A 21,467-nucleotide genomic window follows, 5' to 3' on the forward strand; every position below is an offset into this window, starting at 1 on the left:
GGCCGCCATGTCCTGGTTCAAAAACACGCGTCGCAACGTTGAGCGTCGGACCGACAAAGAGGGGGAGAGAATCCCCCCTCCTTTTCCGACCGTGTCCACATTCCTCGGCATTGCGGCAGCCATGATCGTGATCTGGCTGCTGGTCTATGGGCCGCCGCATCTTCCTTCGGCATCCGATCGATCGGTGCCCGCCAACAACATCGATACTGGAGCCAACAAATGAGCCAGTCCAAATCCGCTAGCATCATGGATGCCAGCATCCTGTGGCCCGCCATCGGCGGGGCCTTCAGGAAACTGAACCCGCGCACCTTGATCAAGAACCCGGTGATGTTCGTCGTCGCCGTCGTCTCGGCGCTGACATCGGTGCTGTTCGTCAGGGATCTCATCACCGGCGGCGGTGATTTCAAGTTCACCCTGCAGATCATCATCTGGCTGTGGTTCACCGTGCTGTTCGCCAATTTCGCCGAGGCGGTTGCTGAAGGCCGCGGCAAGGCTCAGGCCGACTCGTTGCGCAAGGCGCGCACCGAGACCCAGGCCAAGCTTCTGGCCGGCGAGGACCGAGCCAAGTTCAAGCTGGTGCCCGGCACCAGCCTGAAGGTCGGTGACATCGTCCTCGTCGAAGCCGGCGACATCATCCCGTCGGACGGCGAGGTGATGGAAGGCGTCGCCTCGGTCAATGAAGCGGCGATCACCGGTGAGTCGGCTCCCGTCATCCGCGAATCCGGCGGCGACCGCTCGGCGGTCACCGGCGGCACGCAGGTGCTGTCCGACTGGATCCGCGTGCGCATCACCGCTGCCTCAGGCCACACCTTCCTCGACCGCATGATCTCGCTGGTCGAAGGCGCCGAACGCCAGAAGACGCCGAACGAGATCGCGCTCAACATCCTACTCGTCGGCATGACGCTGATCTTCGTGCTGGCCACGGCGACGATCCCGAGCTTCGCCGCCTATTCCGGCGGCTATATCTCGGTGACCGTGCTCGTCGCCCTGTTCGTCACCCTGATCCCGACCACGATCGGCGCGCTGCTGTCGGCGATCGGCATCGCCGGCATGGACCGCCTGGTGCGCTTCAATGTGCTCGCCATGTCGGGCCGTGCCGTCGAGGCCGCTGGCGACGTCGACACGCTGCTGCTCGACAAGACCGGTACGATCACGCTCGGCAATCGCCAGGCGACGGAATTCCGTCCGGTCAAGGGCGTCACCGAACAGGAACTGGCCGACGCGGCCCAGCTCGCCTCGCTTGCCGACGAAACGCCGGAAGGCCGCTCGATCGTCGTCCTGGCCAAGGAGAAATACGGCATCCGCGCCCGCGACATGGCAACGCTGCACGCAACCTTCGTCCCCTTCACCGCGCAGACCCGCATGAGCGGCGTCGACGTCGACGGCTCGTCGGTGCGCAAGGGTGCGGTCGATTCCGTGCTTGCCCATGTCAACCAGTCGACGGTCGCCGCCCATGGCACGCGTCCAAGCAGCGAGTCCGTACGGGATCTCCAGGCGATCGCCGACGAGGTCGCCAAGTCCGGCGGTACGCCGCTGGCGGTCGAGCGTGACGGGCGCCTGCTCGGCGTCGTCCACCTCAAGGACATCGTCAAGGGCGGCATCAGCGAGCGCTTCACGGAGCTGCGCCGCATGGGCATCCGCACGGTGATGATCACCGGCGACAATCCGCTGACGGCGGCCGCCATCGCCGCGGAAGCCGGCGTCGACGACTTCCTCGCCCAGGCGACACCCGAGGACAAGCTGAAGCTGATCCGGGACGAACAGGCCAAGGGCAAGCTGGTCGCCATGTGCGGCGACGGCACCAACGACGCGCCCGCCCTTGCCCAGGCCGATGTCGGCGTCGCCATGAACACCGGCACGGTCGCCGCGCGCGAAGCCGGCAACATGATCGATCTCGACAGCGATCCGACCAAGCTCATCGAGATCGTCGAGATCGGCAAGGCGCTGTTGATGACGCGCGGCTCGCTGACGACCTTCTCGATCGCCAACGACGTGGCCAAGTATTTTGCCATCATCCCGGCCATGTTCGCCGTCTTCTACATCGCGCCGGGACAGACCACCGGGCCGCTGCAGGCGCTCAACATCATGCATCTGGCGACGCCGCAGAGCGCCATCCTGTCGGCCATCATCTTCAACGCGCTCATCATCATCGCGCTGATCCCGCTGTCGCTGAAAGGCGTCAAGTATCGCGCGATCGGCGCCGGCGCGCTGCTCAGCCGAAACCTTCTGGTCTACGGCCTCGGCGGCATCATCGTGCCGTTCGTCGGCATCAAGATAATCGACATGGCCGTCACGGCCCTTGGCCTTGCATAAGGATCATTCCGATGCTCAAGCAAATCAGACCCGCGATCATCATGATCGTCTTCTTCACCGTGCTGACCGGCCTGGTCTATCCCCTGGGCATGACCGGCATTGCGCAGGCGCTGTTTCCGCGCCAGGCCAATGGCAGCCTGATCGAGAAAGATGGCAAGGTCATCGGCTCCGAGCTGATCGGCCAGGCCTTCGCCAGCGACAAGTATTTCCATGGCCGGCCTTCGGCGGCCGGCAACGGCTACGATGCCACGGCGTCGGGCGGCACCAATCTTGGGCCGACCAACCCGAAGCTGATCGAGCGCATCAAGGGCGATGCCGAGAAGCTGAAGGCGGAGAATTCGAACCAGCCCGTGCCGATGGACCTGGTGACGACGTCCGGCAGCGGCCTCGATCCGCAGATCAGCCCGGAGGCGGCCTATTTCCAGGTTCCGCGCGTCGCCAAGGCCAGGGGCATCGACGAAGCCAAGGTCAAGACACTTGTCGACGGCCAGGTCGAGGGCAGGGAGCTCGGTTTCATGGGCGAGCCGGTGGTCAACGTGCTGGCGCTCAACCTGGCGCTGGACGCCGCTAAATAGGTGACGGCGAGGGCCGGGGATCGACAGCATCCCCGGACCTCTCCATGATCGATCCTGATGCCGGAAGACAGAAGCAACGAAAACCGACCTTCCCCCGACGCGCTGCTCGAGCATGCCGAGCGGGAGGGGCGCGGTCGTCTGCGGATATTCCTCGGCGCGGCGCCTGGTGTCGGCAAGACCTACGAAATGCTGATGTCGGGCCGCGCCAGGCTGGCCGACGGTATCGATGTGGTGATCGGCGTCGTCGAAACGCATGGCCGTCAGGAAACCCAGGCCCTGGTCGAAGGCTATGAAGTCATTCCCCGCCGCAAGGTCGACTACAAGGGGCGCATGCTGGACGAGATGGACATCGACGCCATCCTTGCCCGGCGTCCGGCATTGGTGCTCGTCGACGAGCTCGCCCACACCAACGCGCCCGGCAGCCGCCACCCCAAGCGCTATCTCGATGTCCAGGAAATCCTGACGCAAGGCATCGACGTCTACACGACGCTCAACGTCCAGCATGTCGAAAGCCTGAACGATGTCGTCGCCCAGATCACCAAGGTCAGGGTGCGCGAGACGGTTCCGGACTCCATCATCGACCAGGCCGACGATGTCGAGATCATCGATCTCACCCCCGACGACCTGATCAAGCGGCTCGAGGAAGGCAAGGTCTACTTCCCCAACACGGCGCAACGCGCCATCGAGAATTATTTCTCGCCCGGCAATCTGACGGCGCTCAGGGAACTGGCGCTGCGCCGCACTGCCCAGCGTGTCGACGAGCAGTTGCTCAATCACATGCAGTCCCATGCCATCCAGGGCCCCTGGGCTGCCGGGGAAAGGGTCCTCGTCTGCCTCGACGCGCGCCTGGGCGGCGCGGCCCGCATCCGCTATGCGCGCCGGCTGGCCGATCGGCTGCGTGCGCCGTGGACGGCACTGCATGTCGACAGCCCTCGCTCGGCCAGCATGCCCGAGGAGGACAAGGACCGGCTCGCGAACAATTTGCGCCTCGCCCAGCAGCTTGGTGCCGAGGTGACGACCATTCCGGGTCAGAATGTCGCGCAGGACATCGTGCGTTACGCAACGGCGAACAATTTCACCCATATCGTTGTCGGCAGGCCGACCCGCTCGCGCTGGCGCGAATTGATCGAGGGCTCGCTGACCTATGATCTCATCCGCAATGCCGGCGACATCAGCGTCCATGTCATTTCGGGAAACGAACGCAACAGCGAGGCGACGTCGAGGAACGTAAGGACCGCGGACGAGCAGACGCAATTCCAGATCTGGCCCTATCTCCTGGCCACGGCCTATGTAGCAGGCTCGCTCGCCTTCGCCGTGCTGCTCGACCAGTTTCTCGATGTTCGCAACCTTGCGATCATCTTCCTCATCGGGGTCCTGGCGTCGGCGGTGACCGGCGGTCTGTGGCCGGCCCTTTACGCCTGTCTCGCCAGCGCCCTTGCCTTCAACTATTTCTTCCTGGAGCCGCGCTACACGCTGACGATCCGGGATCCGGAGAGCATTGTCGCGCTCGGCGTGTTCCTGGTCGTCGCCGTCATTGCCAGCAATCTGACGGTCCGCGTGCAGCGCCAGGCGATCGCCGCGCGCTCGCGGGCGCGGGCCACGGAGGATATCTACCTGTTCTCCAAGAAGCTCGCCGGTGCCGGCACGCTCGACGACGTTCTGTGGGCCACGGCCTTCCAGATCGCCTCGATGCTCAAGCTGCGGGTGGTGCTGCTTCTGCCGGAAGACGGCACCATTACCGTCAAGGCCGGCTATCCGCCCGACGACACGCTGGCCGAGGCCGACATCGCCGCCGCCCGCTGGGCCTGGGAGCACAACCGTGCCGCGGGGCGCGGCGCCGACACGCTGCCTGGCGCCAAGCGCCTCTATCTTCCCTTGCGGACAGGGCGCACCGCGATCGGTGTCGTCGGCCTCGACAATGACAAGCAGGGCCCGCTGCTGACGCCGGAGCAGCAGCGCCTGCTGGACGCGCTGGCCGACCAGGCGGCGGTGGCGATCGAACGCATCCAGCTCGTCGCCGATGTCGACCGGGCCAAGCTCGCCGCCGAGGCGGACAGGCTGCGCTCGGCGCTGCTGACCTCGATTTCGCATGATCTGAAGACGCCGCTCGCCGCCATCATGGGCGCGGCCGGCACGCTGCGGGAATTCGCGCCCGCTCTTCCCGAACAGGACCGGGCGGAGCTGTTGACGACCGTGCTCGACGAATCCGAGCGGCTGAACCGCTTCATCGCCAACCTGCTCGACATGACCAAGATCGAGTCCGGTGCAATGGAGCCGAACTTCGCTTTCCACTATGTCGGCGACATCGTCGGCTCGGCCCTGCAGAGGGCCAGGAAAATCATCGCCGAGCATAAGACCGAGATCGACATCCCGGCGGATTTGCCGATGTTGAAGGTCGATCCCGTGCTGTTCGAGCAGGCGCTGTTCAATCTCCTCGACAATGCGGCGAAATACGCGCCGGCAGGCTCGACGATCCGCGTGCAGGGTTGGACCGACAATGGTTCCGTCATCCTGCAGATCATGGATGAGGGGCTGGGCATTCCTCCAGGCGATCTGGAACGGATTTTCGACACGTTCTACCGGGTGCGCAAGCGCGACCAGGTTCGCGCCGGCACCGGGCTCGGCCTGTCCATTTGCCGCGGCTTCATCGAGGCGATGGGGGGCACGATCACCGCGGCAAACCGAACCGACCGTTCGGGTGCGGTTTTCACCATCAAAATGCCGAAGACGACGAACCCGCCCGATCTCGGCGCCGCCAGCGCGGACGACAATGATGTGGGTGATTTGGCATGACGAACACGAATGTCAGGATATTGGTCGTCGATGACGAGCCGCCGATCCGCAAGTTGTTGCGCGTCGGCCTCGGCAGCCAGGGCTATGCGGTCAGCGAGGCGCCGAACGCCAAGGCGGCGATCGAGCTGATGGAACAGGAAAAGCCGGACCTGGTGCTGCTCGATCTCGGCCTGCCCGGCATGAGCGGCCATGAGCTGCTGCGCAAATGGCGTGACGACGGCCTCGACATTCCCGTCGTCATCCTCTCCAGCCGCACCGACGAGGCCGGCATCGTCAATGCGCTCGAACTCGGCGCCGACGACTATGTCACCAAGCCGTTCGGCATGAACGAACTTGTGGCGCGCATCCGCGTGGCGCTGCGGCACAAGTTCCAGCAGCAGGGCGAGAAGCCTGTCTTCCAGAGCGGTGACCTCAGCGTTGATCTGGTCAAGCGCATCGTCAAGGTCGAGGGCAAGGAGATAAAACTCTCGCCGAAGGAATACGACATATTGCGCATCCTGGTGCAGCATGCCGGCAAGGTGCTGACCCACCATTTCATCCTGAAGCAGATCTGGGGCGATTCGACCGACGTGCAGTATCTCAGGGTCTATGTCAGGCAGCTTCGGCAGAAGATCGAGAAGACCCCGGACCAGCCGCACCACATAACCACTGAAACCGGTGTCGGCTATCGGTTGCGGGTCGACTGAGATACCCTTCGTATTGAAGTTCTAACTTTTGCTTTCACGCAATTCCGGACGGAAAACCGTAAACACTTTTCCTGGAATTGCTCCAGTCAGCCGATGGCTTCCAATGGCCGGTTCGTGGCCGACGCCCGCAAAGCGGCAAGACAGCCGAGGATGCCAAGCGGCACGAAAGCAAGAAACAGCCAGCTCGCGACATTGGCCGCCGCGTCATGGTTCAGCCCTTGCGAAAAGCCGGTGGCATTGGCGACGATGCCGGCAAGGGCGGCGCCCACCGCATAGCCGATGCGCTGCATGGTCGGCACCGCGGCCGAGGCGATGGTCTGTTCGTCGTCCGGGGCGGAAGCGACGATGACACGGGTCAGGAATGGCCAGGCAATGCCGAAGCCGCCGCCCTGCAACAGGGCGCATATCAGGATCAGCGGGATGGAACCCAACGGTATCGTGTAAGCAAAGCCGGCAATGCCGGCCGCGATCATCAGCGCGCCGACGACGATGATCAGCCGCTCGCGCTGCGGCGGCGCGTTGGCGACCAGGATCGACAGGATCGACCAGGCTATCGATTCGGCGGCGATGATGTAGCCGGTGGTCAAGAGCGGAATGTCGTGCAGGCTGGTCAAAAGCAGCGGCCCGTAGACGCCGAAGGAGCAGGTGGCGACAGAAAAGGCCGCGACCATGGTCATGCCGGCGCCGACCGGCGTGCGCCACGAGAACAGGCCCGACGGGAACAGCCGGGAGCGCGGCTTCAGCGCGTCGATATAGAAGAACAGCCCCAGGCCGGCGAGGCCAAGCACGATCAGCAGCGACGAGCGCAGCAAGGCGATGTCGACGCCGGCCGAGGCGATCAGCACCACGGCGACGGCAAGGCAGGCAAGGGCGGCGAACGGGAAGGGTGGCACTTTGCCCGCGCTCGTGATGGGCTTCTTCGCCTCCGGTGTGTTGAGCACGAGGAAGCTTGCCAACGCCATGGTGGTGCCGCCGAGGGTGAAGACGCCGAAGGCCCAGCGCCAGGACAGGAATTCGGTCATGATCGCGCCGAGCAACGGGCCGCTGAAGGCCGCGACGCCCCAGATCGCCGACATGATGCCGAAAAGCTGCGGCCAGATGGCGCGCGAAAACAGCCGTTCGACCGAGACGAAGGCGAGCGACACCAGCGCGCCGCCGCCCAGCCCCTCGATCAGGCGACCGGCCAGGAACAATTGCATGGAAGGCGAGGTGGCGCAGATCAGCGCACCGGCCGCATAGAGAAGGGCTGCGACCACCATGTTGGTGCGCAGCGCCACATAGCTCACCAGCCGTCCGGCCGCGGCACCGGCGACAATGGCGCCAAGTTCGTAGATCGCCAGCGACCAGCCGACGAGCTGCACGCCGGCCAGTTCGCCGACCATGGCCGGCATGACGGTTGCCACCATCGTCTCGTTGGTGGCGTGCAGCAGGATGCCGAGGCTGATGAAGCAGAAGCGCGCCAGGTCACCGCTCGCCCACAATGCGCGCCAGTCGACCCTGTTTGTGCTGATTTCAGTCATGTCCACCCCATGCTTTGCATATCTCGATGCCGGCGCATGGCACCAGAAGCCAGCAAGGCTTTCCGGCAGGACCATGCGCAGCAACAGCGCCGCATCCAGACGCTGCCCAGTTGGGGAGGTTGTAAGACCTCAACCATGGTTGAGTTCAAGCGGCTCGTTTCGGTGGACCATCGCAACGTTCGAGATTGGCCGAAGCCGCCTGTGACGTCGACGCGATCAGTTCTCGGTGCTGCGCAGCTGGAACTGGCTGACGCCGATGGCGAGGTTGACACCGGTCTGGGTCTGCAGGCTGAGTGGCTGGAGGGTGAAAGCCTGTGAGGAGCCGCCGACCAGGAGGTTGGCGCCGGCGCCGACGGCCGCCGTCACTTCGGCGCTGGCGCCGATATAGTCGCCCGCCAGCGCACCGGGCGCGTAGATGTTCTTCAGCGGCGTCAGCACCAGCCATTGCATCACCGTCTGCTTGGTCGTGCCGATGTCGAGGCCGTATTTGTTGACGGCGCCGAAATAGGCTTCCGGCGCGAAGCTCTTGTCGGTCGGGGTGAAAGTGCAGCTCAGATCCTTGTTCGAGCCGAAAATGAAGCCCGTGCCGCCCGATATGGCGCATTCAAGCGTGCCGAGTTCGATGCCTCGGTCCTGCGCCTGCGCCTGCGTCTGTGTCGCGCCGAGCACGAGTGCAATCATGGCAGCGGCGATGGCTGTCTTCGGCATACTCTTCCCCTCAAAAATCAAACGGCGCGGAACCATCCTACCTGGTTCCGCGCCGCGAAATAGGGGTCGTGGAGCGCGTGGCTCCGTGCAATCACTTGAGCGAGTGGATCAGCTGAAGCGAGGTCACGGCGACGGCGAGGTTGACGCCGGTCTGCGCCTGGACGCTGAGCGGCTCGAGCATGAAGGCGCCGTCGAAGCCGCCGACCAGCAGATTGGCGCCGCCACCGGTGACGACGCTCGCCTCGGCGTTAACGCCATAATAGCTGCCGGCAAGGTCGCCCGCGTCGCGGTCACGGGTCGCCGCCAGCACGGCCCAGACGAGCTGGCCCTGATGCGTCTGGCCGAGATCGACACCGATCTTGGAAATGACGCCCGTGTAAATCTCCGACGGTCCGTGGTGGTAGGGACGGAAGACGCAGGACACGCCCTTGTTGGAGGCAACGATATAGGCGGTGCCGCCATCGATGGTGCAGTCGAGCGTGCCGAGCTGCAGCTTGCCGGCGCTGGCCGGGGCGGCAGCGAACACGGTCGTTGCAAGGGCAGCGGCGCAGACGAGTTTCTTGATCATGGGAGGGTCCTTTCGCAAATCGCCTGGAAATAACGGCTTGAATGGCCAGAGCGTTCCGTCGAAAACTTGGCGTGAACAAGGCAAGGGTTAACGCATTGTCGCAGGGGTTAACGCGCGGTTGCCGGATTGGCGGCGATCTTTGGCGCCGCGTGTCCTTTTGGACACGCAAGCAACCCGTACTGCTTAGCCGGTTAAGCGGAAGCCGTTCTCAGCTGGCGCTGCCACCGACGCGCGACAAGCCGTCCTTGGCCGGCTGGTAGCTCGGGTTGAGGCGGACGGCTTCCTTGTAGGACTTCGCCGCCTTCGCCTTGTCGCCGCGCCGCTCGTAGATCAGCGCCTGGTTGGCCCAGGCCTCGGCGTTCTTGCCGTCGAGCTTGATGGCCATGTTGAAATCGGAGAAAGCGTTGTCCTCGTCGCCCGTCGCCAGATAGGAGAGGCCACGGCCGTTGTAGGGCTCGGCGGCATCCGGCGCCAGCGAGATGGCGGTCGAAAAATCCTCGATGGCGAATTTGTGCTGGCCCTGGCTCTGATAGATCAGGCCGCGATTGTGGTAGGCGCGGGCGTCCGTCGTGTCGAGCTGGATCGCCTTCTGGAAATCGTTGAAGGCGTCCTGCGTGCGGCCCGCCTTGCGGTAGAGATTGCCGCGGCCAATATAGGCGGCGTCGTAATTGCCGTTGATCTGGATCGACTTGTTGTAGTCGTCGAGCGCGGCCGCCTGATTGCCGAGGAAGCGCTGGATCAGCGCCCGGTTCGAATAGGCCTGGTAGAAATTCGGATTGAGCTGGATGGCCTGGTTGAAGTCCTTGAGCGCCGCCTGATACTGGCCGCCGCGGCCATAGGCCGAGCCGCGCACATTGTAGCCTTCGGGATCCTGGGGATTGCGCTGGATGACCGCCGACAGCGAGGAGATGTTCTCGCTCGACCCTTGCGCCTTGTCGATGTTGTTGAACTCGCCGGTCGGGCCCGATGTCTGGCAGCCGGCAAGCGCCAATCCGGAAAGCAGGGCGGCTGTCAGGGCGAAACCACGCAATGCGGTCCCGCGCTCCACGCTTGTTGCGTTCATGTCTGCCCTGTCCTCACTTCAAGCCGCGTCGCTCAGGTCCGGATCCCCCCTCCGGGCCGGGTCACATCAAAAATAAAAAGGTGGCGGCGATTCCGCATCGCGCCACCCCAGTATCCTTCGAAAAGGACGAAATATTGGCGATAATCAGCGCGGCGGACGCGCTGCGCCAGCGGCACCAGCAGCAGCCACCGGACGCGGCGTCATCGGCAGCAAGCCTTCGCGCTGGGCGCGCTTGCGGGCCAGCTTGCGGGCGCGGCGCACGGCCTCGGCCTTTTCACGGGCGCGCTTCTCGGAAGGCTTCTCGTAATGACCGCGCATCTTCATTTCGCGGAAAATGCCTTCGCGCTGCATCTTCTTCTTGAGCGCGCGAAGCGCCTGATCAACGTTATTGTCGCGGACGAGTACCTGCACGGGCAATCCTGTCTTTCGGGTTTGATATCAACAGGCAAGTGGCCATAGCCACTAGCCTCCGCGGCGGTCGACACCACGAATTGTGGCGGCTGATAGCAGAATCAGGCCGCGCTGTCCACAGTCGAAATGAAGGACAACAGCCAAATTGCCACGGTCGCCCCGAGATAGGGCGCCAACTACGCCGTGGCTAGGTGCAGCCGTTCGAAATCCTCGAAGAATTCGCCGTAGTCGCAGGTGATCTCCTCGCCCGCGGCAATGTCGCGGGTCGCGGTCGCGCCGCCATATTGCGAAAAGTCGGTGTTCGGCGTCGCCGAATGGTTCATGAAGCGGCCATTGTCGACTTCATAGACCATGAAACCCGGCCGATCCGGGCTCGGATAGGCGTAGCGATCGAGCAATTCCTTCAGAGGCTGGGGCGCGGCCTCATATTTGTCCATCGGGATCAGCCGGTCGAAATCCGGGTCGAGCCGCCAGATCGAGGCGCCTTGCCGGATCGGCTCGGCGGCGAACATGCCGACGCCCTCGATTGTGCTCGCGGCCACATAGGTTCGGATCAGCATCATGGTTTCGGGACCCGTTTCGACAGGAAACGGAATCGCCAAATCGCGCGGAAAAAGCAAGACCGGCCGCCTGCGGCAAAGCGGCGAACCGGCCTGTTCGCTGCAAAAAACCTTCACGTCCGGTTAATCGAGACGCCGCCATCGGCAAACAGCGCGGTTCCCGTGGTGAAACTCGAGGCGTCCGAGGCAAGGTAAAGCGCCGAGCGGGCGATCTCCTCCGGCTGCGCCATGCGCTTCAAGGCATGGATGCCTTCGACAAAGGCACGGGCCTCGGGCGTTGTCGTTGTCGCGCCCGGCGTGTCGGTGCCGCCCGGCAGCAATGCGTTGACGCGCAGGCCTTGCGGCCCGTATTCGGCGGCCAGAACCTGTGTCAGGCCGATCAGGCCGGCCTTGGCGGCGGCATAGGCGGCCATGCCCGGCATGCCGGCGGTGTAGCCGACAAAGCTCGACGTGAAGATCAGCGAGCCGCCACCGCGCTCCAGCATGGCCGGTATCTGGTATTTCGCGCCGAGAAAGGCACTGGTCAGGTTGATGTCCATCGTCTCGTGCCACGCCGCCGGCAGCATGTCGGGCAGGGGCGCCATCAAGCCGACGGCAAGCGCGATGGCCGTGCCCTCCGCGTCCGATATTTCGGCGACAAGCGTATCCAGTTCGGCCTGGCGGCGGGCGGAGACCACGAGCTTCGCGCCTTCCTCGGCGAAGAGTTTTGCCGTGGCGCGGCCGATGCCGGAACTGGCGCCGGTGACGATGGCGATCTTGTTGGCAAGTGCGAGCATTTTTTTGCATCCCTGCTTTTTTCGCGCCGGTCTCGCCGGCAATCGGGATGCTTGGTCGCAGCTTGGAGCGGCGCGAGCCACCCGATACCTGCGAAGGCGTCGGCGAAGATTTCTTGACGCCGGATCGACACCGGGCTACCGAGTCGTCATTCAACCTTGCGGGTGGACGCGCCACCCATTTCAATGACCCCCCAAGACATAATGAGCAAGTTGTTGGCCCCCGGCTTCGAGGGTGACAGCGAGTTGACGCTCGCTCTTCAATCGGCATTTCACAAAGGCTTTCCGCTCGAAAACCTCCGGCCGCTGCTGACGTCCGACAACCTTCATACGCAGGCTGCGGCCGCCTACCTTGTGGCTGAAGCCAATTCCAAAATGAGTTACAGGATGAATTGCGTCGTCGCGGAGATCGCCGATCTGCTCGACAGTGAGTCTTCGGGTATCCGGTTCGATGCAATTGAGGCGCTTCTGGGATGCACGACGCCGGCCGATGGAGCGATCCTAGGCCGGGTGATGCTGCGGCTGGATGACGAACATGCCGGCGTTCGATGGAGGGTCGTCCAGTTCATCTGCCTTGCGGAGCGCTGGCAGCTAAGACTTGCGGTGGAAAATGCCGCTGCGCTGCGTCCGGACTCGGTTTTCAAGACACTGGTCAGTGCCTATGGTCACTACGTCACGCCTGGCGCTAAGGACCTGCCACGGTTGCTCGCGCATCCGGATGCGGTATTGCGGCGCTTTGCAGCGGCGGTGGCTATCAGGCCGCGCGAGGTGATTATCGAGCGCTTCGTGGCCATGGTGGAGCAGTCGGACGATGCGGAAGTTCGTGAGATCGCGGCCGATTGCCGTCAGGGTTTTCTGCGGCCTACCTATGCAATAAGGCCGTCAATCCTGACGCGTGCGTCGGCTGAAACACCAAAAGGCGAAGCTCAAAACGCCGGCCGCCGAAGGCGTGGCGCAAAACGGCAAGCGCTGTTGCGAACAGCGCAAGGGTAGAAGTGCCGTTTCGCTGGCGACACTCCGCGCGCCGGGGCCAGGCCGGTTGGTGACTTATTGCTTCAGCAGCCAACCGAGCCGGTCGAGCGAAAATGCGTAGCTGATGGCGATGAGCAGAGCCATAATGATGCCAGTGGTCGTGTGGCCGGTCAGATAGAAACTGGCTGCGCCGCCGAACAGGATGATCAGTTCCAGCGTCAGCCGTACCGTGCCCGGCACAGGCACCGGTGCGCGGCCCGACCGGCTTGGGTCGTTGGGCACCGCGAAGATGCCCCACAGCACGGCCGCAACAAGCGGCAAGGCCAGAGCGAGGCCCCAGCGCCACCATCCGTCGGAGAGGGTCCAGCCGGCAATGCCGAGACCAAGCAGGGCGGCAAGCTCCAACAGGAAGCGCAACGTCAGATTCCACCAGGCATTGCCCACGATCGTTCTCCAGAGATTCGCGACAGGCAATGTGGCTGAAGGCCCTCATGGGAGCCAGCCCGCATGGGTCTTTTTCGTTGTGGCGCAAAACGGCAAGCGCCGTCGCAAACAGCGCAAGGGTGGAAGCGCTGTTTCGCTAGTGATACACCTCGCGTGCCGGGCCCAACAAAAGCCCGGCCGCAATCCGCGAGATCCGTTGGCGCGAGGCTGGGACGTTGAAAAAATATTCGGTATTCGCCATCGCCCGCGAGGCCATGCGCGGCCACAAGGGCTGGGAGGAGCAATGGTCCTCGCCGGAGCCCAAGAAGGAATACGACGTCATCATCGTCGGTGCCGGCGGCCATGGCCTGGCCACGGCCTATTATCTCGCCACGGTGCACGGCATCACCAATGTCGCGGTTCTGGAAAAGGGCTGGCTGGGCGGCGGCAACACCGGCCGCAACACCACCATCATCCGCTCCAACTATCTCTATGACGAGAGCGCCGGCATTTACGACCATGCGCTGAAGCTGTGGGACGGGCTTTCCCAGGAGCTCAATTACAACGTCATGTATTCGGCGCGCGGCGTCATGATGCTCGCGCACAATGTGCACGACATCCAGGTGCTGAAGCGCCATGTCCATGCCAACCGGCTGAACGGCATCGACAATGAATGGCTGTCGCCGGAGCAGGCGAAGGAATTCTGCCCGCCGCTGAATATCTCCAAAGACGCACGCTACCCGGTTGTCGGTGCGGCCCTGCAGCGTCGCGGCGGCACGGCGCGCCATGATGCGGTCGCCTGGGGTTATGCGCGGGGCGCCTCGGCGCGCGGCGTGCACATCATCCAGAATTGCGAGGTCACCGGCGTCAAGCGCGCCCCGAACGGCGCGGTCATGGGCGTCGACACGACGCGCGGCTTCATCGGCGCCAAGAAAGTCGGCGTCGTCGCCGCCGGCCATTCCTCGGTCATCATGAACATGGCCGGCGTGCGCATGCCGCTGGAAAGCTATCCGCTGCAGGCGCTGGTGTCGGAGCCGATCAAGCCGGTGGTGCCCTGCGTGGTGATGTCGAACACCGTGCACGCCTATATCTCGCAGTCCGACAAGGGCGAACTGGTGATCGGCGCCGGCACCGACCAGTATGTCTCCTATTCGCAGACCGGCGGCCTGCACATATTGCAGCATACGCTCGATGCCATCTGCGAGATGTTCCCGATCTTCACGCGCATGAAGATGCTGCGCTCCTGGGGCGGCATCGTCGACGTGACGCCCGACCGCTCGCCGATCCTGGCCAAGACGCCGGTGCCCGGCCTCTATGTCAATTGCGGCTGGGGCACGGGCGGCTTCAAGGCGACGCCCGGTTCGGGCCATGTCTTTGCCCACACCATCGCCAAGGACGATCCGCATCCGATCAACGCGCCTTTCACCATCGAGCGCTTCCGCACCGGCCGGCTCATTGACGAGGCGGCGGCGGCGGCGGTGGCGCACTGATGATGATGGCCGAGATGGCTGTCGCTATGCCGCTGATGCTGGCGGGGGAACAGGGCATGTTCCATATGCCGTCCGCTGAAGAGGTGCGGCTGCAGCCGATCGCGCGCGCCGGCAACGAGGCCGGATGGCCGTTTTCGGTCGATGAGGGAACGCTCACCTGCGTCTGGGGCGGCGGCCAGAAAGTTGTGATGTTCTTCGAAGGCCGGCCGAAGAGCCTGGATGAAGACGAGGATTTCAACCCGCGTGGCGTCATCGTCACGACCGACCCGATGCAACTGACGCTCGGCAACATCGCCAACCGCGCCTTGTTTCGCGATTCCGCTGATGTCGCGGAGCGGCTGCGGCTCGTCGCGCCGTTCGTGACCATGGGCCAGAAGCTTTGCGACCAACCCCCCGGCGCCCGCGTCGGCCACGGCGAATTGTAGGAACAAACAGAATGCTTCTCATCCGCTGCCCCTATTGCGAGGAAGAGCGCCCGGAACTCGAATTCCGCAACGCCGGCGAGGCGCATATTGCGCGCTCGGCCAACATTGCGGGCGAGAGCGACGACGACTTCGAGAAGTTCTTCTTCATCCGCTCGAACCCCAAGGGCATCATCTATGAGCGCTGGCGGCACATGCATGGCTGCGCGCGCTTCTTCAACGCGGTGCGCGACACCGTAACCGACAAGTTCGTCATGACCTACAAGGCCGGCGAACCCAAACCCGCCAAGCTGCCGGGAGTTGCCAAATGAGCGGCGCGTTCCGCATCCCGAGAGCCGGTCGCCTCAGCCAGGCCAAGACTGCGCGGTTCAGTTTCGACGGCCAGTCCTATACCGGCATCGAGGGCGACACGCTGGCCTCCGCGCTGCTGGCCAATGGCGTGCATCTGGTCGGCCGCTCGTTCAAGTACCACCGTCCGCGCGGCTTCCTGTCGGCTGGCGCGGAAGAGCCCAATGCGCTGGTGCAGATCGTGCGGGACGATGCGCGCAAGACGCCGAATGTGCGCGCCACCGTGCAGGAACTCTATGACGGGCTCGCCGCCAATTCGCAGAACCGCTGGCCGTCGCTGTCCTTCGATGTCGGCGCAGTCAACGATATTGCGTCGCCGATGTTTTCGGCGGGCTTCTACTACAAGACCTTCATGTGGCCTAAGGCGGCCTGGAAGAGCCTGTACGAACCTAAGATCCGCGAAGCCGCTGGCCTTGGCGTTTCGCCTGACAAGCCCGATCCCGACCACTATTCCTCGCGCTACGCGCATTGCGACGTGCTGGTGCTGGGCGGCGGCGCGGCCGGCCTCGCGGCGGCCTTGGCGGCGGCCGAGACCGGCGTGCGCGTCATCCTCGCCGACGAGCAGGCCGAGTTCGGCGGCAGCCTGCGGTTCGAGACGGGGGCAAAGATCGACGGCCAGGACGGTTTCGTCTGGGCCCAAGCGGCGATCGCCAGGTTGAGCGCGATGGGCAATGTCCGGGTGCTCTCGCGCACCACGGCCTTCGGCTACTACGCGCAGAATTTCGTCGGGCTGGTCGAGCGTGTCAGCGATCATTTGAAGGCTCCCGGCCATGATTTGCCGCGCGAGCGGCTGTGGCAGATCAGGGCCAAGCGCGTCGTGCTGGCATCAGGCGCCATAGAGCGCCACATGGTGTTCGCCAACAATGACCGCCCGGGCATCATGCTGGCGGGCGCGGCGCGCACCTTCCTCAACCATTATGGCGTGGCGGTCGGCCGGAATGTCGGCGTCTACACCGCCAATGACTCGGCCTATGCGGCCGCGATCGATCTGAAGAAGGCTGGCGTCAACATCGCGGCGATCGTCGATCTGCGCGACAATCCGACCGGTCCAGTGATCGACGAGGCGCGGGCGCTCGGCATCGAGGTCAATTTCGGCCGCGCGGTGATCCGCGCCGGCGGCAAATTGCGGGTGTCCTCGATGACCGTGCAGCCGAAGAATGGCGGAGGCGAGCGCACCATTCCCGTCGATGCGATCCTGATGTCGGCCGGCTGGACGCCGTCGGTGCACCTGTTCTCGCAGTCGCGCGGCAAGGTCGCCTTCAATGACGAGACCAAGCGCTTCGTGCCGGGCATCTATGCGCAGGACTGCGTCTCGGTCGGCGCCTGCAACGGCACGGACGGCTTGTCGGCCACGGTGGACGAGGCCTATGCGGCTGGCGCCAAGGCGGCCAAGGATGCCGGCGCGAAAACCGCCAAGGGTGTGAAGCCGAAGGTAGACACCTCGGAAAGCTGGTCGCGTGGCATGCTGGGCGCCGCGCCCGGCGCCGGGCCGGACACGACGGTGAAGGCTTTCGTCGACTTCCAGAACGACGTCACCGCCAAGGACATCCGTCAGGCGGTGCATGAAGGGATGCGCTCGATCGAGCACGTCAAGCGCTTCACCACCAACGGCATGGCGACCGACCAGGGCAAGACGTCCAACATGCACGGTCTGGCGATCGCGGCGGAGACGCTGGGCAAGCCGATCCCCGAGGTTGGCCTGACCACATTCCGCGCGCCCTACACGCCGGTCACCTTCGGCGCGATCGTCAGCCATGCGCGCGGGCCGCTGTTCGATCCGACGCGCAAGACGGCGACGCATCCGTGGGCCGAGGCGCAAGGTGCTGTCTTCGAGGATGTCGGCCAGTGGAAGCGCGCCTGGTACTTTCCGAAGGCCGGCGAGGACATGCATGCAGCGGTCGACCGCGAATGCGTCGCGGTCCGCACGACGGCTGGCCTGTTCGATGCCTCGACGCTCGGCAAGATCGAAGTGGTCGGGCCGGATGCGGCGAAGTTCATGGAACTGCTCTACACCAATCCGTGGGAGAAGCTGGAGCCCGGGCGCTGCCGCTATGGCATCATGCTGCGCGAAGACGGCTTCATCTATGATGACGGCGTCGTCGGCAGGCTGGCGCCGGACCGCTTCCATGTGACGACGACGACCGGCGGCGCGCCGCGCGTCATGAACCATATGGAGGACTATCTCCAGACCGAGTTCCCGCATCTGAATGTCTGGCTGACCTCGATCACCGAGCAGTGGGCTGTTATCGCGGTGCAGGGGCCGAAGTCGCGCGACATCATCGCACCGCTGGTCGAAGGCATCGACATGTCGGATGAGGCGCTGCCGCATATGTCGGTGCGCGAAGGCAAGATCTGTGGCGTGCCGACAAGGCTGTTCCGCATGTCGTTCACCGGCGAGCGCGGCTTCGAAGTCAATGTTCCGGCAGACTATGGACAGGCCGTCTGGGAAGCGCTGTGGGCCGAGGGCCAGAAGCACGGCGCGACCGCCTACGGTACGGAGTCCATGCACGTGCTGCGCGCCGAAAAGGGCTACATCATCGTCGGCCAGGACACGGACGGCACGGTGACGCCGAACGATGCCGGTCTCGACTGGGCGGTCGGCAAGAAGAAGACCGACTTCGTCGGCATCCGCGGCATGGCGCGGCCGGATCTGGTCGCCAAGGGCCGCAAGCAGCTCGTCGGCCTCAAGACCAAGGACCCTAAGGTGGTGCTGGAGGAGGGCGCGCAGATCGTCGCGGACCCCAAGCAGCCAATCCCGATGAAGATGATAGGCCACGTTACGTCCAGCTACTGGTCGCAGAATTGCGGCCGCTCGATTGCACTGGCGCTGGTCGCCGGCGGCCGCGACCGGATGGGCGACACGCTCTACGTGCCGATGCCGAACGGGGTGATCGAAGTGGAGGTTACCGGCATGGTGTTCTTCGACGAGACGGGAGGCCGCCTCAATGGCTAAGGCTGCTGCAAAGAAAACGGCTGCGGCCGCATCGCCTTCGGTCGACCGCCGTCCGGCATTGGCTGGACGCAGTACGACGGCGACCGGCGTGAAGGTTGAAGTGCTGCCGCCGGCCGAGCGCATCTCGCTGCGCGCGCCGGAAGCCTCGGTCGCGGTGCTGTCGAAGGCGCTTGGCCTGACCTTGCCGAAGAAGCCGAAGACTTCCGCGTCGAAGGGTGGGCGCACCGCCCTGTGGCTCGGCCCCGACGAATGGCTTGTCATCGACAAGGCCGGCAACGATCCGCTCGCCGACTGCGCAGGGGTTGCCGCGCTGCATTCGGCGGTTGGCATTTCACACCGCAACATCGCGATCTCGGTCGCTGGTCTGGCGGCCGAAGCCGCGATCAATTCGGGCTGCCCGCAGGACCTGTCGCTCGAAGCCTTCCCGGTGGGCGCGGCTTCGCGCACCATCCTCGGCAAGGCCGAGATCGTGTTGTTACGCACGGCGGACGACGCCTTCCGGGTCGAGTGCTGGCGTTCGTTCTCGGACTATGTCTTTACTTTCCTGTCCGAGGGAGCCCGCGACGCGGCTGGCTGACCCGGAACGTTTTGCCGCCCGCGTTCGTTGTGCGGCAACAGGTCGAGGGAGAAGTGCCGATGCCGTCAAAGTCCGCGCCGAAGTCGCTGGTGAAAAAGACGCCGGCCGTCCGCTCGCTTGAGCATGAGCAACACGAAGCGTCGAGCGCGGAAGAGGAACTCGAGGAAGGCCTCGAGGATACGTTCCCGGCCAGCGACCCGGTGTCCATCACCAGTTCGGCGATCCCCGGCGGGCCTGCCAGGCCTGGCAAGGCCAAGACCGTCCCTGGACGGAAACCCCGCAAGCCCTGATTTTCCGCAATTTTGGTCGAAGACATCTTTCCAAGGCATCGGCAGTTGAGATATTCAAAGCGCTTTGGAGAGGAAAAATGCCGATAAAAGCTGTTGTCTGGGGCGAGAATGTCCATGAGCAGACCAATGCCGCCGTGCGCGACCTCTATCCACTGACCATGCATGGCACGATTGCCGCGGCGCTCAACCAGGACAAGGGCATCGAGGCGACCACCGCCACCTTGCAGGAGCCTGAGCACGGCCTGAGCGAGAAGCGCCTGGCCGCCACCGACGTGCTTTTGTGGTGGGGACACGCCGCGCATGGCGAGGTCAAGGACGAGATCGTCGAGCGCGTGCAGAAGCGGGTCTGGGAAGGCATGGGGCTGATCGTGCTGCATTCCGGCCACTACTCGAAGATCTTCAAGCGGCTGATGGGCACGCCCTGTTCGCTGAAATGGCGCGAGGCAGGCGAGCGCGAGCGCGTCTGGGCGATCAACCGCAGCCACCCGATCGCGCAAGGCATCGGCGAATGCCTGGAGATCGGCGAGACCGAGATGTATGGCGAGCCGTTCGCGGTCCCGGAGCCGCTGGAGACGGTGTTCGTCTCCTGGTACGAGGGCGGCGAGGTGTTCCGTTCCGGGCTGACCTACCAGCGCGGCGCGGGCCGCATCTTCTATTTCTCACCCGGCCACGAGACCTATCCGATCTATCACAATGAGGGCGTGCAGCAGGTGCTACGCAACGCCGTGCACTGGGCGCACAATCCGGCACCCGCATGGTCCAGCATCACCAGTGCGCCCAATGTGCCGACGGACAAGGCCAAGGAGAAGATCGTGCAGAAGGGCCTGCGCCTGCATGCCGACGGTGACAAGGGTTTGAGTTAATGGGGGACCTGATCTGATGCGTCGCCTGCTCTTGCTCGGCACCGGCTGGATCGCCGGACATCATATCGAAGAGTTCGCAAAGGTTCCTGGCTGCAGCATCGTCGCCTGTGTCGATCAACTGCCTGGCCGCGCGGCGGCGTTCGCCGCTGCCAACAAGATCGCCGCTTCTTTCGAGAGCCTTGAAGCGGCGATCGCCTGGGGCGATTTCGACGCCGCCATCAACGCGACCCCGGACGGTGTGCACAAGGCGACAACGCTGGCGCTGCTTGCCGCGGGAAAACATGTCTTTTGCGAAAAGCCGCTGGCGCCGAACCATGCCGATGCGCTTGCCATGACCGAAGCGGCCGAGGCCGCCGGCCTCGTCAACATGGTCAATCTCACCTACCGCAATTCACCGGCGATCCAGGAAGCACGGCGTCTGGTGTTAGCGGGTGCGATCGGCGAATTGCGCCATGTCGAGGCGAGCTACAAGCAGAGCTGGCTGGTCAGCAAATCGTGGGGCGACTGGCGCGTCGAGGACAAATGGCTGTGGAGACTGTCGAGCCGGCACGGGTCGACCGGCGTGCTGGGCGATGTCGGCATCCATATCCTGGACTTTGCCACCTATGGTGCGGCCCAGGATATCGTCAGCCTGCACGCCGATCTGGTGACGTTTCCGAAGGCCGAGGGCGACCGGATCGGCGACTATGTGCTTGACGCCAATGACAGTGTGGCGATGACGGCGCGGCTTGCATCCGGCGCGCTGGCGACAATCATGGCGAGCCGCTACACAACCGGCCATGGCAATGATTTGTCGCTGACGCTGCATGGCACCAAGGGAGCGCTCAAGGTCGAGACCGACGGCAAGGCGGCGCGGTTGTCGGCGTGCTTGGGAGAGGACGTCGATGTTCAGATTTGGCGAGAGCTGTCCCTGCCGGATGTCAAGCGCAATGCCCGGCGTTTTGTCGACGCCCTGGATGCCGGGCAGAACGGCGATCCGTCCTTCCGGCGCGCCGCCGACATGCAGAAGCTGATCGACGCCGCCTTCGAGAGTTCAGCGGCCAGGCTGCCGGTCCCGATCGGCTGACATACCCGCCTGGCCGGCTAGAGAGGTTCACCGTATCACGGAAACGGCGAAACCTCTCTAACTCTTTGTTTTTACGCAACTCCCTAGGAAAAG

The 21,467-nt window shown here is 64.3% G+C and carries 22 protein-coding genes; 14 read left to right on the forward strand and 8 right to left on the reverse strand.

The annotated features are described in order from the left end of the window. Window positions 1-7 precede the first annotated feature (7 nt). The 5 genes from JN279_RS10900 to JN279_RS10920 are packed head-to-tail and all read left to right on the forward strand — an operon-like array spanning window position 8 to window position 6,367. Entirely contained in the window at window positions 8-223 is a 216-nt protein-coding gene (locus tag JN279_RS10900; RefSeq protein ID WP_202352731.1) for a hypothetical protein, read from the forward strand. Beyond that, the gene (gene kdpB, locus JN279_RS10905; RefSeq protein ID WP_096450068.1) at window positions 220-2,313 is read left to right on the forward strand and encodes a potassium-transporting ATPase subunit KdpB; all 2,094 of its coding nucleotides are present in this window, start codon (window positions 220-222) and stop codon (window positions 2,311-2,313) included. The genes JN279_RS10900 and kdpB overlap by 4 nt, the downstream gene beginning before the upstream one ends. An 11-nt stretch (window positions 2,314-2,324) precedes the next feature. Continuing rightward, on the forward strand, window positions 2,325-2,888 hold the full coding sequence (gene kdpC, locus JN279_RS10910; protein ID WP_202352732.1) for a potassium-transporting ATPase subunit KdpC: 564 nt from the start codon (window positions 2,325-2,327) through the stop codon (window positions 2,886-2,888). Window positions 2,889-2,945: 57 nt separating this feature from the next. Further along, a complete protein-coding gene (locus JN279_RS10915) occupies window positions 2,946-5,681 on the forward strand; it encodes a sensor histidine kinase (protein ID WP_202352733.1) in 2,736 nt (911 codons plus the stop codon). Continuing rightward, on the forward strand, window positions 5,678-6,367 hold the full coding sequence (locus tag JN279_RS10920; RefSeq protein ID WP_202352734.1) for a response regulator transcription factor: 690 nt from the start codon (window positions 5,678-5,680) through the stop codon (window positions 6,365-6,367). The genes JN279_RS10915 and JN279_RS10920 overlap by 4 nt, the downstream gene beginning before the upstream one ends. Before the next feature lie 86 nt (window positions 6,368-6,453). Here the strand turns inward: JN279_RS10920 and JN279_RS10925 are convergent, their stop codons facing one another. The 7 genes from JN279_RS10925 to JN279_RS10955 all read right to left on the reverse strand — a co-directional run bounded on the left by JN279_RS10925 (window position 6,454) and on the right by JN279_RS10955 (window position 11,973). Further along, on the reverse strand, window positions 6,454-7,887 hold the full coding sequence (locus tag JN279_RS10925; RefSeq protein ID WP_202352735.1) for an MFS transporter: 1,434 nt from the start codon (window positions 7,885-7,887) through the stop codon (window positions 6,454-6,456). Between the two features lie 216 nt (window positions 7,888-8,103). After that, window positions 8,104-8,595, reverse strand: coding sequence for a DUF992 domain-containing protein (locus JN279_RS10930; RefSeq protein WP_202352736.1), 492 nt, complete (start codon window positions 8,593-8,595; stop codon window positions 8,104-8,106). A gap of 91 nt (window positions 8,596-8,686) precedes the next feature. Further along, window positions 8,687-9,163, reverse strand: a complete 477-nt coding sequence (locus tag JN279_RS10935) for a DUF992 domain-containing protein (RefSeq protein WP_019861134.1) — start codon at window positions 9,161-9,163, stop codon at window positions 8,687-8,689. A 208-nt stretch (window positions 9,164-9,371) separates the two neighbouring features. Then, entirely contained in the window at window positions 9,372-10,226 is an 855-nt protein-coding gene (locus JN279_RS10940; protein ID WP_096450057.1) for a tetratricopeptide repeat protein, read from the reverse strand. 144 nt (window positions 10,227-10,370) lie between these two features. Further along, window positions 10,371-10,637, reverse strand: a complete 267-nt coding sequence (gene rpsU, locus JN279_RS10945) for a 30S ribosomal protein S21 (protein WP_096457879.1) — start codon at window positions 10,635-10,637, stop codon at window positions 10,371-10,373. A gap of 176 nt (window positions 10,638-10,813) precedes the next feature. Next, on the reverse strand, window positions 10,814-11,200 hold the full coding sequence (locus JN279_RS10950) for an SET domain-containing protein (protein WP_096457877.1): 387 nt from the start codon (window positions 11,198-11,200) through the stop codon (window positions 10,814-10,816). A 110-nt stretch (window positions 11,201-11,310) separates the two neighbouring features. Continuing rightward, window positions 11,311-11,973, reverse strand: coding sequence for an SDR family oxidoreductase (locus tag JN279_RS10955; RefSeq protein ID WP_202352737.1), 663 nt, complete (start codon window positions 11,971-11,973; stop codon window positions 11,311-11,313). 201 nt (window positions 11,974-12,174) lie between these two features. On the opposite strand from JN279_RS10955, the gene JN279_RS10960 reads away from it, so the two are divergent. Further along, entirely contained in the window at window positions 12,175-12,963 is a 789-nt protein-coding gene (locus JN279_RS10960; RefSeq protein ID WP_202352738.1) for a hypothetical protein, read from the forward strand. Between the two features lie 54 nt (window positions 12,964-13,017). Here the strand turns inward: JN279_RS10960 and JN279_RS10965 are convergent, their stop codons facing one another. Next, the gene (locus JN279_RS10965) at window positions 13,018-13,386 is read right to left on the reverse strand and encodes a YrdB family protein (protein ID WP_096450053.1); all 369 of its coding nucleotides are present in this window, start codon (window positions 13,384-13,386) and stop codon (window positions 13,018-13,020) included. A 215-nt stretch (window positions 13,387-13,601) separates the two neighbouring features. Between JN279_RS10965 and JN279_RS10970 the strand changes: the two genes are divergently transcribed. The 8 genes from JN279_RS10970 (at window position 13,602) to JN279_RS11005 (ending at window position 21,374) form a co-directional block, all read left to right on the forward strand. Continuing rightward, window positions 13,602-14,855 carry a sarcosine oxidase subunit beta gene (locus JN279_RS10970; protein ID WP_202352739.1) on the forward strand — a complete coding sequence of 418 codons (1,254 nt, stop codon included), beginning with the start codon at window positions 13,602-13,604 and terminating at the stop codon, window positions 14,853-14,855. Window positions 14,856-14,857: 2 nt separating this feature from the next. Beyond that, window positions 14,858-15,280: a hypothetical protein gene (locus JN279_RS10975; RefSeq protein WP_202353693.1), complete on the forward strand. Its 423-nt coding sequence runs from the start codon at window positions 14,858-14,860 to the stop codon at window positions 15,278-15,280. Window positions 15,281-15,291: 11 nt separating this feature from the next. Next, window positions 15,292-15,588 carry a sarcosine oxidase subunit delta gene (locus tag JN279_RS10980; RefSeq protein WP_095199452.1) on the forward strand — a complete coding sequence of 99 codons (297 nt, stop codon included), beginning with the start codon at window positions 15,292-15,294 and terminating at the stop codon, window positions 15,586-15,588. Continuing rightward, window positions 15,585-18,578 (forward strand): sarcosine oxidase subunit alpha, encoded by a 2,994-nt coding sequence (locus tag JN279_RS10985; RefSeq protein ID WP_202352740.1) that lies wholly within the window; start codon window positions 15,585-15,587, stop codon window positions 18,576-18,578. Before JN279_RS10980 ends, JN279_RS10985 begins: the two co-directional genes overlap by 4 nt. Next, complete coding sequence (locus tag JN279_RS10990) at window positions 18,571-19,155, forward strand: sarcosine oxidase subunit gamma (RefSeq protein ID WP_202352741.1); 585 nt, start codon at window positions 18,571-18,573, stop codon at window positions 19,153-19,155. Before JN279_RS10985 ends, JN279_RS10990 begins: the two co-directional genes overlap by 8 nt. Window positions 19,156-19,214: 59 nt before the next feature. Further along, the gene (locus tag JN279_RS10995; protein ID WP_202352742.1) at window positions 19,215-19,445 is read left to right on the forward strand and encodes a hypothetical protein; all 231 of its coding nucleotides are present in this window, start codon (window positions 19,215-19,217) and stop codon (window positions 19,443-19,445) included. A gap of 77 nt (window positions 19,446-19,522) precedes the next feature. After that, window positions 19,523-20,308: a ThuA domain-containing protein gene (locus tag JN279_RS11000; protein ID WP_202352743.1), complete on the forward strand. Its 786-nt coding sequence runs from the start codon at window positions 19,523-19,525 to the stop codon at window positions 20,306-20,308. A 16-nt stretch (window positions 20,309-20,324) separates the two neighbouring features. Next, window positions 20,325-21,374 (forward strand): Gfo/Idh/MocA family protein, encoded by a 1,050-nt coding sequence (locus JN279_RS11005; RefSeq protein ID WP_096450041.1) that lies wholly within the window; start codon window positions 20,325-20,327, stop codon window positions 21,372-21,374. Window positions 21,375-21,467 lie beyond the last annotated feature (93 nt).

Origin of the sequence: Mesorhizobium sp. 113-1-2 (assembly GCF_016756475.1) — a bacterium.
In the GTDB taxonomy this organism is placed as follows: Bacteria; Pseudomonadota; Alphaproteobacteria; order Rhizobiales; family Rhizobiaceae; genus Mesorhizobium; species Mesorhizobium loti_C.